This is a genomic window from Pantoea sp. sgz302252, from assembly GCF_042610525.1.
GTDB lineage: Bacteria > Pseudomonadota > Gammaproteobacteria > Enterobacterales > Enterobacteriaceae > Erwinia.
In genome coordinates, this window is record NZ_JBHDVM010000004.1 from 92,881 (window position 1) to 108,004 (window position 15,124).

The 15,124-nt window shown below is 54.5% G+C and carries 10 protein-coding genes; 4 read left to right on the forward strand and 6 right to left on the reverse strand.

Going from position 1 to position 15,124, the window contains the following annotated elements; all coding sequences use genetic code 11:
• Positions 1-65 precede the first annotated feature (65 nt).
• The 4 genes from betA to ACETPC_RS08835 form a co-directional block, all read right to left on the reverse strand.
• On the reverse strand, positions 66-1,754 hold the full coding sequence (gene betA, locus ACETPC_RS08820; RefSeq protein ID WP_380180517.1) for a choline dehydrogenase: 1,689 nt from the start codon (positions 1,752-1,754) through the stop codon (positions 66-68).
• A 60-nt stretch (positions 1,755-1,814) separates the two neighbouring features.
• A complete protein-coding gene (gene betB / locus ACETPC_RS08825) occupies positions 1,815-3,272 on the reverse strand; it encodes a betaine-aldehyde dehydrogenase (RefSeq protein WP_380181051.1) in 1,458 nt (485 codons plus the stop codon).
• 26 nt (positions 3,273-3,298) lie between these two features.
• Positions 3,299-3,895, reverse strand: a complete 597-nt coding sequence (gene betI, locus ACETPC_RS08830; RefSeq protein WP_380180518.1) for a transcriptional regulator BetI — start codon at positions 3,893-3,895, stop codon at positions 3,299-3,301.
• Positions 3,896-4,205: 310 nt separating this feature from the next.
• Positions 4,206-5,657, reverse strand: a complete 1,452-nt coding sequence (locus ACETPC_RS08835) for a flagellin (RefSeq protein WP_380180519.1) — start codon at positions 5,655-5,657, stop codon at positions 4,206-4,208.
• Between the two features lie 616 nt (positions 5,658-6,273).
• On the opposite strand from ACETPC_RS08835, the gene dtpA reads away from it, so the two are divergent.
• The gene (gene dtpA / locus ACETPC_RS08840) at positions 6,274-7,737 is read left to right on the forward strand and encodes a dipeptide/tripeptide permease DtpA (RefSeq protein WP_380180520.1); all 1,464 of its coding nucleotides are present in this window, start codon (positions 6,274-6,276) and stop codon (positions 7,735-7,737) included.
• Between the two features lie 275 nt (positions 7,738-8,012).
• Here dtpA and ACETPC_RS08845 read toward each other — a convergent pair whose 3' ends face one another.
• Together ACETPC_RS08845 and ACETPC_RS08850 are read right to left on the reverse strand one after the other, a co-directional pair.
• On the reverse strand, positions 8,013-8,879 hold the full coding sequence (locus ACETPC_RS08845; protein ID WP_380180521.1) for a pyridoxamine 5'-phosphate oxidase family protein: 867 nt from the start codon (positions 8,877-8,879) through the stop codon (positions 8,013-8,015).
• 2 nt (positions 8,880-8,881) lie between these two features.
• Positions 8,882-9,499 carry a glutathione S-transferase gene (locus tag ACETPC_RS08850; protein ID WP_380180522.1) on the reverse strand — a complete coding sequence of 206 codons (618 nt, stop codon included), beginning with the start codon at positions 9,497-9,499 and terminating at the stop codon, positions 8,882-8,884.
• A 95-nt stretch (positions 9,500-9,594) separates the two neighbouring features.
• On the opposite strand from ACETPC_RS08850, the gene ACETPC_RS08855 reads away from it, so the two are divergent.
• From ACETPC_RS08855 to ACETPC_RS08865, 3 genes are all read left to right on the forward strand, one after another.
• Positions 9,595-10,491: a LysR family transcriptional regulator gene (locus ACETPC_RS08855; RefSeq protein WP_380181053.1), complete on the forward strand. Its 897-nt coding sequence runs from the start codon at positions 9,595-9,597 to the stop codon at positions 10,489-10,491.
• A gap of 89 nt (positions 10,492-10,580) precedes the next feature.
• Entirely contained in the window at positions 10,581-11,186 is a 606-nt protein-coding gene (gstA, locus tag ACETPC_RS08860) for a glutathione transferase GstA (protein WP_380180523.1), read from the forward strand.
• Between the two features lie 461 nt (positions 11,187-11,647).
• The gene (locus ACETPC_RS08865; protein ID WP_380180524.1) at positions 11,648-15,049 is read left to right on the forward strand and encodes an autotransporter outer membrane beta-barrel domain-containing protein; all 3,402 of its coding nucleotides are present in this window, start codon (positions 11,648-11,650) and stop codon (positions 15,047-15,049) included.
• Positions 15,050-15,124: the final 75 nt, after the last annotated feature.

Consider the following 15,124-nt stretch of genomic DNA (forward strand, 5'->3'; position numbering starts at 1 on the left):
AGTCGCCCGCATGCCGCGGGCGACCTTTTTAATATCCGGCTGCTTTCAGCAAACCGGATCGGCTATCAGGCCAGACCTTCTTCCTGCACCAGCTCCGCTTCCGCTTTTTCACGCTGCAGCTTGTAGTAGTCCGCTTTTGAAGCGGCCAGCGGCGTACGTCCACGGATGACATCGGCCATTTTCTCGGCGATCATTACCGTCGGCGCGTTCAGGTTACCGGTGGTAATCTGCGGCATGATAGAAGCATCCACTACGCGCAGACGTTGCATACCATGTACGCGCCCTTCCGCATCTACTACTGCCATCTCGTCATTGCCCATTGCGCAGCTACCGCATGGGTGGTAGGCCGTTTCGGCATGATCGCGGATAAAGGCGTCGATCTGCTCGTCGCTCTGTACCGCTGCGCCCGGCTGGATCTCTTCGCCGCAATATTCTGCCAGCGCAGGCTGACGCATAATTTCACGCGTATGGCGTACCGCGCTACGGAACTCTTCCCAGTCGCGCTCTTCCGACATGTAGTTAAAGAAGATCGACGGCGCGGCCGCTGGATGCTTCGAGGTCAGCTTCACGCGGCCCCGGCTCATAGAACGCATCGGGCCTACGTGCGCCTGGAAACCGTGCTCTTTCACCGGGCTGCTGCCGTTGTAGTTGATGGCAACCGGCAGGAAGTGATACTGCAGGTCCGGCCAGTCTGGTTTATCATCGCTGCGGATAAAACCGCCCGCTTCAAACTGGTTGCTGGCACCGATGCCGGTACCGCTGAACAGCCACTCCGCGCCAATTGCTGGCTGGTTCCACCACTGTAACGAGGGATAGAGGCTGACCGGCTTTTTGCAGCGGAACTGCATATAAACTTCCAGGTGATCCTGCAGGTTACGACCAACGCCCGGCAGCGCGTGTACCACTGGAATATCGAATTCGCGCAGCCACTCTTCCGGGCCAACGCCCGAACGTTGCAGTACCAGCGGAGAAGCGATTGCGCCCGCGCATAGCAGCACTTCGCGGGTGGCTGAAGCCTGTTCCATCTTGCCGTTGCGCAGCCAGCAAACTCCGGTAGCGGTTTTGCCTTCGAACAGAATACGGTCGGTCTGCGCATGGGTAATAATGGTGAGATTTGAACGCTGCTTAGCTACGTCCAGATAGCCGCGAGCGGTACTGGAGCGACGGCCCTGCGCCGTGACGGTGCGGTCCATCGGGCCAAAGCCGTCCTGACGGTAGCCGTTCATATCGTCGGTTTCATGGTGGCCGGCCTGCACTGCCGCATCGATAAAGGCACGGAACAGCGGGTTGTTGCCTTTTTTCGGCGTGGTCACGCTCAGGTAGCCTTCGCCGCCGTGATAGTCATTTTCACCAATATCGCGCTTTTCCGCTTTGCGGAAGTAAGGCAGGCAGTTGAGATAGGACCAGTTTTCCAGGCCTTTTTTGCTGGCCCAGTTGTCGTAATCCATTGCATTGCCGCGCACGTAGCACATGCCGTTAATCAGCGAGGAACCGCCCAGCCCTTTGCCGCGTCCGCACTCCATGCGGCGATTGTTCATATATGGCTCAGGATCGGTCTCGTAAGCCCAGTTATAGCGTTTGCCCTGTAAGGGATAGGCTAAAGCGGCTGGCATTTGGGTACGGAAATCCCAGCGGTGATCCTTGCCGCCTGCTTCCAGTAAAAGTACCGATACGTCAGCATCCTCAGTCAGTCGCGTCGCCAGAACGTTACCGGCGGAACCGGCACCAATGATGATATAGTCAAATTTCTGCATTAAACCTCCAAAAGGCTGCGGCCTGCGCCGCAGCAAAAGTATGTTGTAACGAAACGACGATCAGAACGCCGACGGATAGTCGCCCATTTCAATCAGTACGGATTTGGTGCGCGTATAGTGATGCAGCGTTTCCAGGCCATTTTCGCGCCCTACGCCGGACTGCTTGTAGCCGCCAACCGGCATTGGTGCAGGCGATTCACCCCAGCTGTTAACCCAGCAGATACCCGCTTCCAGCTGATGGATAACGCGGTGCGCGCGGTTCAGCGAAGTAGTGAAAACGCCAGCCGCCAGGCCATATTCGGTATCGTTGGCGCGCTCAATCACTTCCTGCTCGTCGTCGAAGACCAGTATGCTCATCACCGGCCCGAAGATTTCCTCCTGCACAATACGCATATCGTCGTTGCAGTCGGTAAATACGGTTGGCTCAACGTAGCAGCCTTTAGCCATCTCGCCTTCGGTAATACGTGAACCGCCAGCCAGCACGCGAGCGCCTTCCTGCTTGCCGATTTCCAGGTAAGAGACCACTTTCTGGCAATGCTCTTCGCTCACCAGCGGGCCAAAATTGGTTTCCGGGTTGGTTGGATCGCCGCATTTGATGCCGGCCATTTTTTCCAGCAGGCGCTTTTCGAACTCCGCTTTAATCGAGCGGTGGATGAAAACGCGAGTGCCGTTGGTGCAGACCTGGCCGGTGCTGTAGAAGTTAGCCATCATCGCGCCATCTACGGCACGTTCCAGCTCGGCATCTTCAAAAACAATCAGCGGAGATTTGCCGCCCAGTTCCATAGTGACCGACTTGAGGTTTGCCAGCGCCGCATCCGCCATCACGCGTTTGCCGGTGCCGACTTCGCCAGTAAAGGAAACCTTGGCGATTTTTGGATGCTGGCTCAGGCCCTGACCAACGCTGCCCGCGCCCTGCACCACGTTAAACACGCCATCCGGCAGGCCTGCTTCGGTAAATATTTTAGCCAGCTCCAGCGCAGTAAGCGGCGTGACTTCGCTGGGCTTAAAGATCATCGCGTTGCCGGTCGCCAGCGCAGGCGCGCTTTTCCACATAGCGATCTGAATTGGGTAGTTCCAGGCGCCAATACCAGCGCAAACGCCCAGCGGCTCGCGGCGGGTATAGACCAGTGCGCTATCGCGCAGCGGAATGGACTCGCCTTCTACCGCTACAGCCAGACCAGCGTAATATTCCAGCACGTCCGCGCCGGTGACGATATCCACCGCTTCGGTTTCGCTTAGCGGCTTGCCGGTGTCGGCGGTTTCCAGTGCCGCCAGCTCATCGTTGCGATCACGCAGAATAGCAACGGCTTTAAGCAGTACGCGGCTACGTTCGACTGGCGTATAACTGCGCCAGATACGCTGACCGGCTTCGGCTGTTGCTACCGCGCGGTCAATATCTTCCTGGCTGGCCGAGGTGATTTCAGCCAATACCTCGCCATTGGCGGGATTGATGGTGGTAAATGTTTCGCCATGACCCGCTTCTTCGCGGCCATTGATGTAAAGTCCACGGCGTTGCATATCGGCCATGTCTCCTCCTTTGGGGGTTAGGTCGCCGGGCGGGTAAGCCACAGCGCGAGATTCTGGTAACAAAGCTGACGGGCTTCTTCAAGCCCCTGCGCCATCGGCTGCGGTGCCAGCGTCATGCGCAGCCACAGGCCATCAATTAGCGCCGCGATGCTGGCGCCCGCCGCACGGGCCGACTCAATCGGCAACGCTCTGACAAACTGCGCCGTCAGGTTGGAATGCAGGCGGCGATCGTTAATACGCTGCAAACGCTGTAGATCCGGCTGGTGCAGGCTGCTGCTCCAGAACGCCAGCCAGGTTTTCAGCACCGGCCCGGCGATCTGCGACACGTCGAAGTTGCCGTCAATAATGGCGCGGATTTGTGCTTCCGGCTCATCGGCAGCACGGCCACGGTGATGTTCTACTGCCGTATAAAGATCCAACAGGATCTGGCGCATACAGGCATCAAGCAGACCGTTTTTGTCGCCGAAATAGTGGCTGACAATCCCGGTCGATACGCCCGCCTCTTTCGCAATCAGCGCCAGGCTGGCATCGGCCAGGCCTACACGGTCAATCACCGTCAGCGTCGCGTGGATCAGCTGCGCCTGACGAATCGCTTTCATTCCAACTTTTGGCATCGGCTTAATCGGTTTCAGCTATTGAATAAAGGGGATTGTAGCCTTTTTATATTGAACGTTCAATCAATAATAAACAAAGAGGTAACATCTATGGCTTTTTTAAACGCAATTTTTACAACAGGGAGAAAATGAAAATGATTTAAAATGTTGAAATTAATGAAAATTTATTTGTATCGGTATGATTGGTAGAGCAGGAAATAATGCAAGTGCAGTTTAGGGTGGTTGAAACCTGGGTTCCTTGCTCGTAGGTAATTGCGGTTTTCGGCGGTTCCCCGATAAAAGGGGCTTCCGGGCCAGCCCCTTTCCGGCTTTAATCACGCAGCAGCGTCAGCACGTTCTGCGCCGACTGGTTAGCCATCTTCATGACTGCGTTCTGTCCCTGATCTTTAATTTGCGCTTTCGCCAGCTCGCTGGCTTCCTGCGCATAGTCCGCATCCTGAATGCGGCTCTGCGCCGCCTGGGTAGCGATGCTTTGCTGTGACAGCACCGACTTATTCGATTCATAGCGGTTGATTTTTGAACCGTAGTCAGAACGGTAGCTATTGACCTTGTTCAGCGCCGCGTCCAGCGCCCTCATCGTAGTACGTATTGCGCTATCGGAGAGAAGGCTGGTGTTGTCCAGACCCAAAGTTTTGGTATCGGACGGCGTCGGCCCCAGCGTATCGGACTGGATCGGCTGGCCATAGTTAGCGCTGGTAATCACCTCTAAGGGCTGGCTCTGCTTCGGCGGCACGGCTGGCGTAGTCGTCGGCTGCGGCAGCGAGCCCCAGGTCAGGTTGCTGCTAAATGAGCCGTTGCCTACTACGACTACGATCAAATCTTCGCTGACGTTATCAATACTCAGCCGCTCCTGCGAGTTGCTGGTGATGGTGCCGTCGTTTGCCGCGCCGGTAGAAGCATCTTCGTAACGGTCGCCATCACCGCTATAAGTGATGTTCATACCGTTGTAGCTGGTGGTTTCACTGCCGTTCAGCGCCCAGGAAGATCCGCCCTGGTTCAGATCGGAAGCGTCATAGCTGGCACCACTGTTAAACCCGTTGCTGACGGTCATCAGCTTGCTGGTCGCAGAGGCGTCATCGGTAATGCCTTTGCTGACCCAGGTGTAGTCGGGATCGCTGCCGTCGACTGGCGTGCCCGCCAGATGCTTACCATCGCGCGTAAAAAGCTGCACGTCATCGTCCATACTGAACGAGTCGATGGTAATAGAAAGATTAGTGGTACCAGCCGGGATATAGGCCAGCGAGATCACGCCTGAGGTAAACGAATAGTTTTGCCCGGCCACCGGGAATTTGGTTCCGATAGGTGCGACATTGCCCAGCAGCACCGGCGGCAGTTCCGGCGTGGAGGTCGCCAGCGGGAACTGGCCGAATATCTCGGTGCCGCTGGCGATGCCGTTGATGCCTGCCAGCAGCTGCTGATATTCCTTATTGGAGCTCTGGCGGTCAGCTTCTGACAGAGTGCCGTTAGCGGCGCGCACCGCCAGGGTTTTGGCCTTGATTAGCATATCGCTGATATTGCCCAGCGCGCTTTCCGCCGTCTGCGCATAGCTGATGGCGTCGTTCAGACCGCGTGTTACAACACTGTCGGCGTTGACGTTAGCCTGCATACGGTTAGCAATAGCCTGACCCGCCGCGTCGTCTTTAGCGCCGTTGATACGTAAACCGGAAGAAAGCCGCTCAATAGATTGCGCGAGCTGCGAACTATTCGACGCTCGGGCGTTGCCGGTAGCGAGGGCAGTCTCATTATTATTAATCGTTATCATCGTTACTCTGCACAATTATTAAGGTGAGAGGATTATCGGCGCGCGGCAAAGGGGCTTTAGCTTTTTGCTGGATCTTTACACAGGGGGGAAACGCAGGTTGACCCACGCTCAGGAGATTTTTCAGAGCACCCGTTGCTGGCTGCCCTAACCAGTTATTTTACAGCGATAAATAAGCATTTCGGTGCAGGCGTAAGATTTTAGCGTGATTTTAGGCACCACCCACCAGTAAAGAATGTGATAAATCTCTATTTACTGCTATTTTTTTTGCATAAACCACACATAATTTTGCTTAAACCTGCCGTTTTAAAACAATCCTTGGCGAAAAGCATGCAGGTTGTTAGTTTCGCTTAGTGAGTAGTTATTAATCTCTTTACAGTTCAATCTATTATTTAGCTGCCTTACAGCAGCATTTTAATCTACCTCTCTTCTTTTTACCTAATGTAAACACTATTAAAACAGCATCCAGCCTGATTTGAAAAAACGCTTGCCTGATAGCTAACAATCGGCGAAATTAATCGCCAATTTTCCGAATTTATAACTATGCGGCTAAAGCCCGTCCTGATTTAAAACAGCTTAATTTTCGCTGCAAATCAGGCGATTGACTCCAGAGGTATCCGTGTCAACTGCAAACAAACATCCCGAGACAACCAGTCTCAACGCCTTTAAACAGCCCCGATCCTTCTATCTGATTTTTTCAATTGAGCTTTGGGAGCGATTCGGCTATTACGGCTTACAGGGCATTATGGCGGTCTACCTCGTCAAAATGCTGGGTATGTCCGAAGAGCAGTCGATTACGCTGTTCGCCTCTTTTAGCGCGCTGGTCTACGGCCTGATCGCCGTTGGCGGCTGGCTGGGCGATAAGGTGCTCGGCACCAAACGCGTTATCGTGCTGGGCACGCTGGTGCTGGCGCTGGGCTATGCGCTGGTGGCCTGGTCAGGGCACGATGTCAGCATGGTCTATATCGGCATGGCGACCATCGCCGTGGGTAACGGCCTGTTTAAGGCAAACCCGTCTTCCCTGCTTTCTACCTGCTATGAGAAAGACGATCCCCGCCTGGACGGCGCTTTTACCATGTATTACATGGCTATTAACATCGGCTCGTTTTTCTCTATGCTGGCTACGCCCTGGCTGGCGGCACATTACGGCTGGAGCATCGCTTTCTCACTCTCTTTCGTGGGTATGCTGATTACGCTGGTCAACTTTATGATCTGCCGTCGCTGGGTGAAAGACCACGGCTCTAAGCCTGATTTCCAGCCGCTGCATATGGGTAAACTGCTGGCAACGCTGATCGGTATCGTCGCACTGGTGGTTATGGCGACCTGGATGCTGCATCACCAGGATATAGCCCGTCTGGTGCTGGCGGCGATTGCAGCAGGCATAGTGCTGGTGTTCGCTAAAGAGACCTTCGCCCTGCAGGGCGCGGCGCGGCGTAAAATGATCGTGGCGTTTCTGCTGATGGTAGAGGCGATTGTTTTCTTCGTGCTCTATATGCAGATGCCAACCTCGCTAAACTTTTTTGCTATCCGCAACGTGGAGCACAGCATTCTGGGTCTGGCGTTCCAGCCTGAACAGTATCAGGCGCTGAACCCGTTCTGGATTATGATTTTCAGCCCGCTGCTGGCGGCAATTTACAACAAAATGGGCGACCGCCTGCCGATGCCGCATAAGTTTGCGCTGGGTATGGTGCTCTGCTCTATCGCGTTCCTGGTGCTGCCGCTGGGCGCTAAATTCGCCAACGAACTGGGCATCGTTTCCGTGAGCTGGCTGATCCTGAGCTATGCGCTGCAAAGCGTCGGCGAGCTGATGATCTCCGGCCTGGGTCTGGCAATGGTGGCGCAGCTGGTACCACAGCGCCTGATGGGCTTTATTATGGGCTCCTGGTTCCTGACCACCGCAGGCGCGGCTATGGTAGCCGGTAAAGTGGCGAATATGATGGCGGTGCCGGAAAATATCACCGATCCGCTGCAATCGCTGCACGTTTACGGCGATGTCTTCCTACAGATTGGTATCGTAACCGGCGTGATTGCCGTGCTGATGCTGCTGACCGCACCTAAGCTGAACCGCATGACGCTGGACTAATAGTCTGCGCTGAATGGAAAAAAGGGTGACGCGATGTCACCCCAGATTGATGACAAACCCCAGGCCGCGTTTAAATTAGTGACAGAGCAGCAGAGGCAGATCGGAACACGGACACGCCGTAAATACTTCCATGTAGGCTCGGTTGGCGCGTCCATGCGCCAAACGGTCCGCTTATCCGCTCAGCCTCTGCCGCTATCAAGCTGCGGAGTTGCTGTAAAAAACAGATGTTCACTCAAGCTTTTTTAGCTTTGTCAGCAGTCTCGGGTGACGCGATGTCACCCTTTTTTATTGATGGCCAGCGTGGAAGCGGCATACTCCACGGCCAGCCCGGCAGCGGGCAGCAGCTGGCGAAGCCGCGTGATCCTTTCTGGCGTAACCAGCAGATAGCGCTCCGCCTGTTGCCAGATAATCTCTGCCCTGCCCTGAATATGCAGTGCTGCACCCTGATGGAAATCCGGGATCAGTAAGGCGCAGCGCGGCTCCAGCAGCAAATTCCCCAGCGTGTTCATATAACGGTTGCCCGCATAATCCGCGATCTTCAGTTTTCCTTGCTGTAGCCCGATAAAGCCTGGCGGCCCGCCGCGATGCGAGATATCGGCACCCGCTTCCGGCGCTCGGCTGGCGATAAAAAAGGTGTCCGCGGCAGCCACAAGATAGCGCGCATCCGCATCCAGCGAAACGAGCAATTCACTCTCCGGCAGCCGCTGCGACTCGCTTTCCGGCAGGTTTCGCCGCTGTATATATTGCGGACAGTTGCCAAAGCTTTCACGCACGGCAAGCGTAATAAAATCCGGCGTCACGCTTTCTATCACGCCATTGACCCGGTTACGCCGACGGTTAGAAAAATCCAGGCCAAGCCCACCCGCCGCCATGCCGGGACGCAGCTCCGGGAAGCCGGGAAAAGTATTTAGCGCACCGCTGACTATCCGCAGATGGGTTTCATCCAGAGCCTGCACAAAACCCGGCGCACCCTGCAAAATACCCGCTACAGGATAGCCGTCTGCCCCGGCCACGCTAAAGTAAAACTGACTCAGCCCGGCGTAGAACAAACGGTGCTGCTGCGGCATAGCCGTATAAATTGCAGCGGCTGGCGGCGTAAATCCCGCTTTTTGCTGCGCCTTAAGTTCGCCAGGATGAAACATTATTACGCCTCCGGTGGATGCGGCAATGACGGCAGCGCGATAAAGCCCGGCAGCGCTTCGACATTTTTTAGCCATTGGCGAATAGCGGGATAGTTACGCAGTGCGATGCCGCCTTCCGGCGCACAGGCAACATAGGCATAGCAGGCCAGATCGGCAATAGTTGCGTTGTTGCCCACCAGCCAGCTTTTTCCGCTTAAATGCGCCTCCATCTGTGGTAAAAATTTATGTGCCGTAGCCAGTGCCGCCTCGTAATTTTCCGGCGTATTGAACTGTTTGATTAGCCTGGCCGAAGCAACGCCATAGCGAATTTCGCCTGCCGCCTTGCCCAGCCACTGCTGTATCTGTGCTTCCTGATAAAGATCCGCTCCCAGCCACTGGCTCTTTAGCGCATAGCGTTTTCCCAGCCAAACCAAAATCGCATTGCTGTCGGCAATAACAATGTCGCCATCGACCAATACCGGCACCTGGCCGAGCGGATTCAGTGCCAGAAACTCAGGACTTTTTCTCTCTTCCGCGCCCGCTTCCCGCCACTCTGCCGACAGCTTCAGCATGGATAACAGCAGCCGGACGCGGTGCACGTGGCCGGAAAGTTCAGTACCGTAAAGCGTTAATTGAGCCATTCTCTTCTCCTCCAGGTTTGCTTTAGCTTACTCTTGCTGAAAACGGCGTAAACAAGCAAAAATAGCAATTCATAATTCCAGAAAGCGAAACAGTGATGGATAAAATCGACGAGCTGGCGGTCTTTGTCGCTGTGGTGCAACAGGGCAGCCTGGCGGCTGCGGCCCGCGTGCTGCGGCGTTCTCCGGCAGCGGTAACCCGAACGCTGGCCGCGCTGGAAAACCGGCTGGCCTGCAAGCTAATCGAACGCACCACTCGCCGTGTGGCGCCCACGCCTTCGGGCCTGGCGTTTTTTGAACGCGCTAAAAGCGTTCTTGATGCTTATCAGCAGGCGCTTTCCGTCGCTGATAATAGCCCGCTCAGCGGCCAGCTAAGCCTTACCGCGCCGGTGCAGTTTGGCCGCAGGCATATCGTTCCGCTGCTGCTGACTTTTCTTGAGCGCTATCCGGATATTCAGATCGATTTACAGCTCAGCGACGGCTATCAGGATCTGATCGAGCAAGGTCTGGATATGGCGGTGCGTATCGGCCAGCTTCGGGATTCTTCGCTGGTCGCCGTTGAAGTTGGCCGCGTGCAGCGTCTGCTGGTCGCCAGCCCGGCCTATTTGGCACAGCAGGGCGTCCCCTTCTCGCCTGCCGATCTGGCTACTCATCATTTAATTGCCGGCGGTTCATCGCATAAAGAGTGGCGTTTTTTCGCCAACGGCTTACAGGAGCGCATCCGTATAACACCCAGGCTGATAGTTAACGAGGTAGAAACGCAGCTGCTCGCTGCCCGTGCCGGAAAAGGCATTGCCCGCCTGCTCTCTTATCAGGTTTATGAAGATTTACAGACGGGCTCGCTGCGTGAAGTCCTGCCAGCATTTCGTTCTGCCGCCGTTCCGGTACAGCTGGTGACGCAAAATGTTAAGTATATGCCCGCCAGAGTGCGCGCCTTCTGGGATCTGGCCCGCGCTTCGCTGCCCGAACTCGCCTGTTTCAGCGCAGATAATTAATTCTGGGTGATAAGCGTACGCGCTGCTGTCTTTTTGAGCGGTTGGCATTAAGCTAAAGTAATTCGCCATTCAGCCAAAAGGAGCAAGCCATGAAACTTTTCTTTATGCCCGGCGCCTGTTCGCTTTCCCCGCATATCGTGATGCTGGAAACGGGCCTTGATTTCACCCTGGTAAAGGTAGATACCGCTGCCGGCCTCACCGAGCAAAATGAGAATTACCGCCAGCTCAATCCCAAAGGTAAAGTGCCCGCGCTGCAATTTGATGATGGTAATGTGCTGACCGAAGGCGTAGCCATCGTACAGTATCTTGCCGACCTTAAGCCCGATCGTCAGCTTCTCGCGCCTACGGGATCGCTGGCGCGTTATCAGACGCTGGCATGGCTGAATTATATCTCAGCGGAGCTGCATAAAAGCTTTTCACCCTTGTTTGGCGAAGGCGTGCCCGATGACTATAAAACCTTGCTGCAGCAGCAGCTGGTTGAAAAATTTGCCTGGGTCGATAGCGAGTTAAAAGACAAGCAATGGCTGCTGGGCCTGCACTTTACCGTGGCCGATGCCTATCTGTTTACCGTGACGCGCTGGGCGAAGTCCCTGAAGCTGGAGATCGGCGATTTCGCTTCGCTGGCGTCGTGGTTTCAGCGGGTAGCGGCGCGACCGCACGTAGCGGCGGCGCTGGCGGCAGAAGGATTAAGCTGAGGCGGCTGGCGGCTTAAGGCTGGTTCAGAGCAGCTCCGGCTACCGAACCAGTCTGCCGCGCCAGGATTGTTACGGCATGATTATTTTTATTAAATTTGCAAGCGAGCCGCTCCGGCGAGAATAAAATTATTTTAACATCACTGTTTTTGAAAAAACTAACAAAACCATTTTAAATAACATCAAATCATCTTATTTTAATTATATTTAAATTAACAAAATAAGAATTAAGCCTGATATTCACTCAGAATCATCTGCATGATCTTTTATTAAAAAGCACTTCCTGAGCATCATCATATCCATTAGCATAACCCTACCGGTAATATTGTGATAATTAATAAGCCTGCTTTTCAGGCTTATCTCTTAATTCATTATTTTTATTTGTCATTTAACTCTAAGTTTTACATTTATTTAAAAACCGGTGAGCCCGATATTTACCAGTCAATTTTACGAAAGGATGCACTATGACTACACCAGTGAAAAGATTTCCTCTTAGCCTGCTTACGCTGGCGCTTTTCCCCTTAACAGCTGTTGCGGCTTCGCCGTGGAGAGTAACCGATGGCTCCACGCTTCAGGTGACTTCAGGCTACTCGGCAACTGAACAGCTCGATTACGGTTTGCAGGCGGCAGGAAGCGGCAGCCAGCTAATCACCAATAAAGAATTAGTCTTCGAGACCACGGCTGCCGCTACGGCTAATGCCTGGATTAGCGATGGTGCGGCCCTTGAGTTAAATGAGGCTACGCTAATTTCCTCAGGGCATTCTTCTGATGGCGTAAGGGTTGATAATGGCTCGGCTATTATCGACGGCAGCACTATTATTACCGCCGGGCTTCTTCGTCAGCAGGCCGGATATGCGATTTACGGTAACAAGGCGGCTATCACCGTCAGGGATACTACGCTGTCATCGTCAAGCTACGCCGGAGAAGCCATTTATCTGGTAGACAGCACGCTGCAGGCTAACAACCTGACCCTGACCGGCAGCGCTGATAACTTTCGCGGAGGCGCCATTAATCTTAACCGCACCAGCGCTACGCTTGAAGATATCAATATTGCTCTGCAAGGCGAAAGCGCCGACTATGCCATTACTTCCCGTGATGGGCATTTAGACGGCAAAAATATCACTATCAGCACCGCCTCGACCTCAATGGGAGGGATACTCGTTAGCGGAACTGAGATTAGAAGTACTTTAACGTTGCATGACAGCACTATTAACTCCGTTATGTATGGGCTGCTGGCAATGGGCGGAGATATGACGTTAAACAATGTTAACGTCGCTACCAGCGGCGACTTCGCTTATGCGGTCGCTATCAATCAAAATTCCGCTACCGTTATTCGCGGCGGCGAATACAAAACATCTGGCAATTATGCCGAAGGCATCTGGCTGGCTGGCGGTGAGGATAAACCAACCTCACTGGATGCCGCAGAGACCACTATCAGCACCAGCGGCGACTATGCCCATGCGGTAAATGCGCAGTTCGGCACTGCCAAACTTGAAAACAGCGTGCTGAGCACCTCGGGAACAAGCAGCTACGCCCTGACCAGCAGCGTGAACACCACCGGCGATGGGCTTACTCTCCTGACAACAGGTGCGAAAAGTCATGGCGTTGTAGCCTTCGGCAGCAGCGAAAGAGAAGGTGTTATCACGCTTACCCATTCTGACATCCTCACCTCTGGCGATAATGCTATGGGCGTAGCAGGCATGGCAAATACCTCGCTGATACTGAATGACGTCGATATTAAAACTCAGGGTACTTACGGCAGCCATGCCCTTATGGTGAATAAAGGCAAAGCTTCTCTTTCCGCTTCGGTGCTGGCGACCGAGGGCGAATCTTCTTATGGCCTTTATCTCTCAGGCGGTAGCGCCACTATTAATGACAGCGCGGTCTTTACGGCAGGAAAGAGCAGCCTGGGCCTTAACGTTCTTTCATCCACGCTTGAGATTAATAATACCGAAGTTGTCACTTCTGGCGATCAATCTACCGGTTTGTCCGCTATAAATGCCGCTGCGGTATCCGCAGATAATTTAACGTTAAAAGTTTCCGGCAAAGGGACTTATGCCTTAGCCAGCAGCCAGTCTGAATTATCTTTTCGTAATAGTAAAATTTCTGGCGAAGGCAGCGAGGCTATCGGGCTTAGCGTTTCAGGGCCAGAAAATCGTATAACGCTGGATAATACGTCGCTTAGCAGCACCGGCTACGCTGTTTACGTGCAAGGCGAAACAGCAGGCGATGGGCTGGATTTGACGTTAAAAAACGGCTCAACGCTTTATAGCGGCAACGGCATTGCGATAAGGAGCGTTACAGCATCTGCAGACGCCAGCGAAACGCCTCTGGTTAATATTGCCGCCGATAATAGTCAAATTGAAGGAGACATTCTGGCAAGCAGCGGCACTATCAATCTGGCTCTTACCAACGGCTCAGTGCTGAACGGCGCCGCTACCGGCCTTAGCCAGCTCACTCTGGACAGCGCCAGCAGGTGGCTGTTAACCGGCAGTTCCGGCGTTGATACCCTGGCGCAGAACGGCGGTACTCTTGTTTTTAGCCCCCCATCCTCTTTTACAACGCTGAACGTCAATGGCAACCTTTCCGGCTCCGGTTCTTTTGTGCTGAATACCCGGTTGGGCGATGACAGCTCGGCTACGGATAAAATTCTGATTGGGGGTAATGCTTCCGGCAGCTATGGCGTGACCATCAACAATCAGGGCGGCACGGGCGCGGCCACCAGCGTTGGCATTCCGGTGATTAACGTAGCGGGCGATGCGCAGGCTGCTTCCTTTACGCAGAGCAACACTCTGGTCGCAGGCAACTATCAGTATGTGCTGAATAAGGTTAGCGACCATGACTGGTATCTTCAGTCCTCGCTGACGCCGGTAATACCCGGCAGTGCCGATACGCCAACGCAGAATGATAACGACAGCCCTCCTCCTGCTTCTGCCAGCGAAACGCCCGCCGTCACCGCTTATCGTCCGGAAACCGCAGGCTATATTGTCTCGCCCCTGCTGAACGCCACTTACGGTTTCGCCACTGCTGGCAACTGGCATGCCCGCGAGTCCGCCTATAAAAATGACGCGGTCTGGGGAAGGATAGCGGCCAGCCACGAACGCTACAGTGCCGGACGCTTCGCCTATGATGTTAATACCGCTTATGTACAATTCGGCGGCGATCTGTTGCAGCGCAATCTGGCCAACAACTGGCATCTCTACGCCGGGCCAATGGCAACCATCGGCCATCAGCGCAGCGGCAACAAGGACAAGGCGCGCGATATTCGTCCCGAGCTTTCCGTAGATGTGGGTAAAAACAGCTTGCGGGCCTACGGCGTTGGCGGCTATCTGACGGCCTTGCACGACAGCGGCGCTTACATAGACGGCATCATGCAGGCGACACGCTACAGCAATGAGTTCTCCAGCCTGACCAGCGGCAAAACCCATAGCTACGGAGTCACTCTCTCTGCGGATACCGGCCTGCCGGTAATGCTGGGCCAGAGTTTTACGCTGGAGCCTCATTTGCAGGCCAGTGCACAATATCTCAACTTTAGCGAAAGCAAGATCGAAGGCGTAAAGCTAAAGTCTCAGGATCTGCTGCTGGGCCAACTGCGCGAGGGAGTACGTCTCTCTTATAACCACGCGGCTGTTAAACCTTATATCCAGGCGGACGTAGTGCAGTGGCTGGGGGCGACGCCGGGCGTACAGATGAACGGAGAAACGCTAAAGCCGGAAATGCGGCGCAACCACTGGCAGGCTGGGGCGGGACTCAGCGGCCAACTGACGCCGCAGCTTCGCGCTTCTGCTCAGGTGAATTACTCGCACAGCTTTGGCGCGGGCCTGGAAGGCTACAGCGGTAATCTGGGGCTGGAATATCAGTTCTAATCGCCGCCTGGGCTTGTCTCTTTCAGGCCACAATGGCAAATAAACCCCTTCAGTCGCGTTTAAATCAGTGACAGA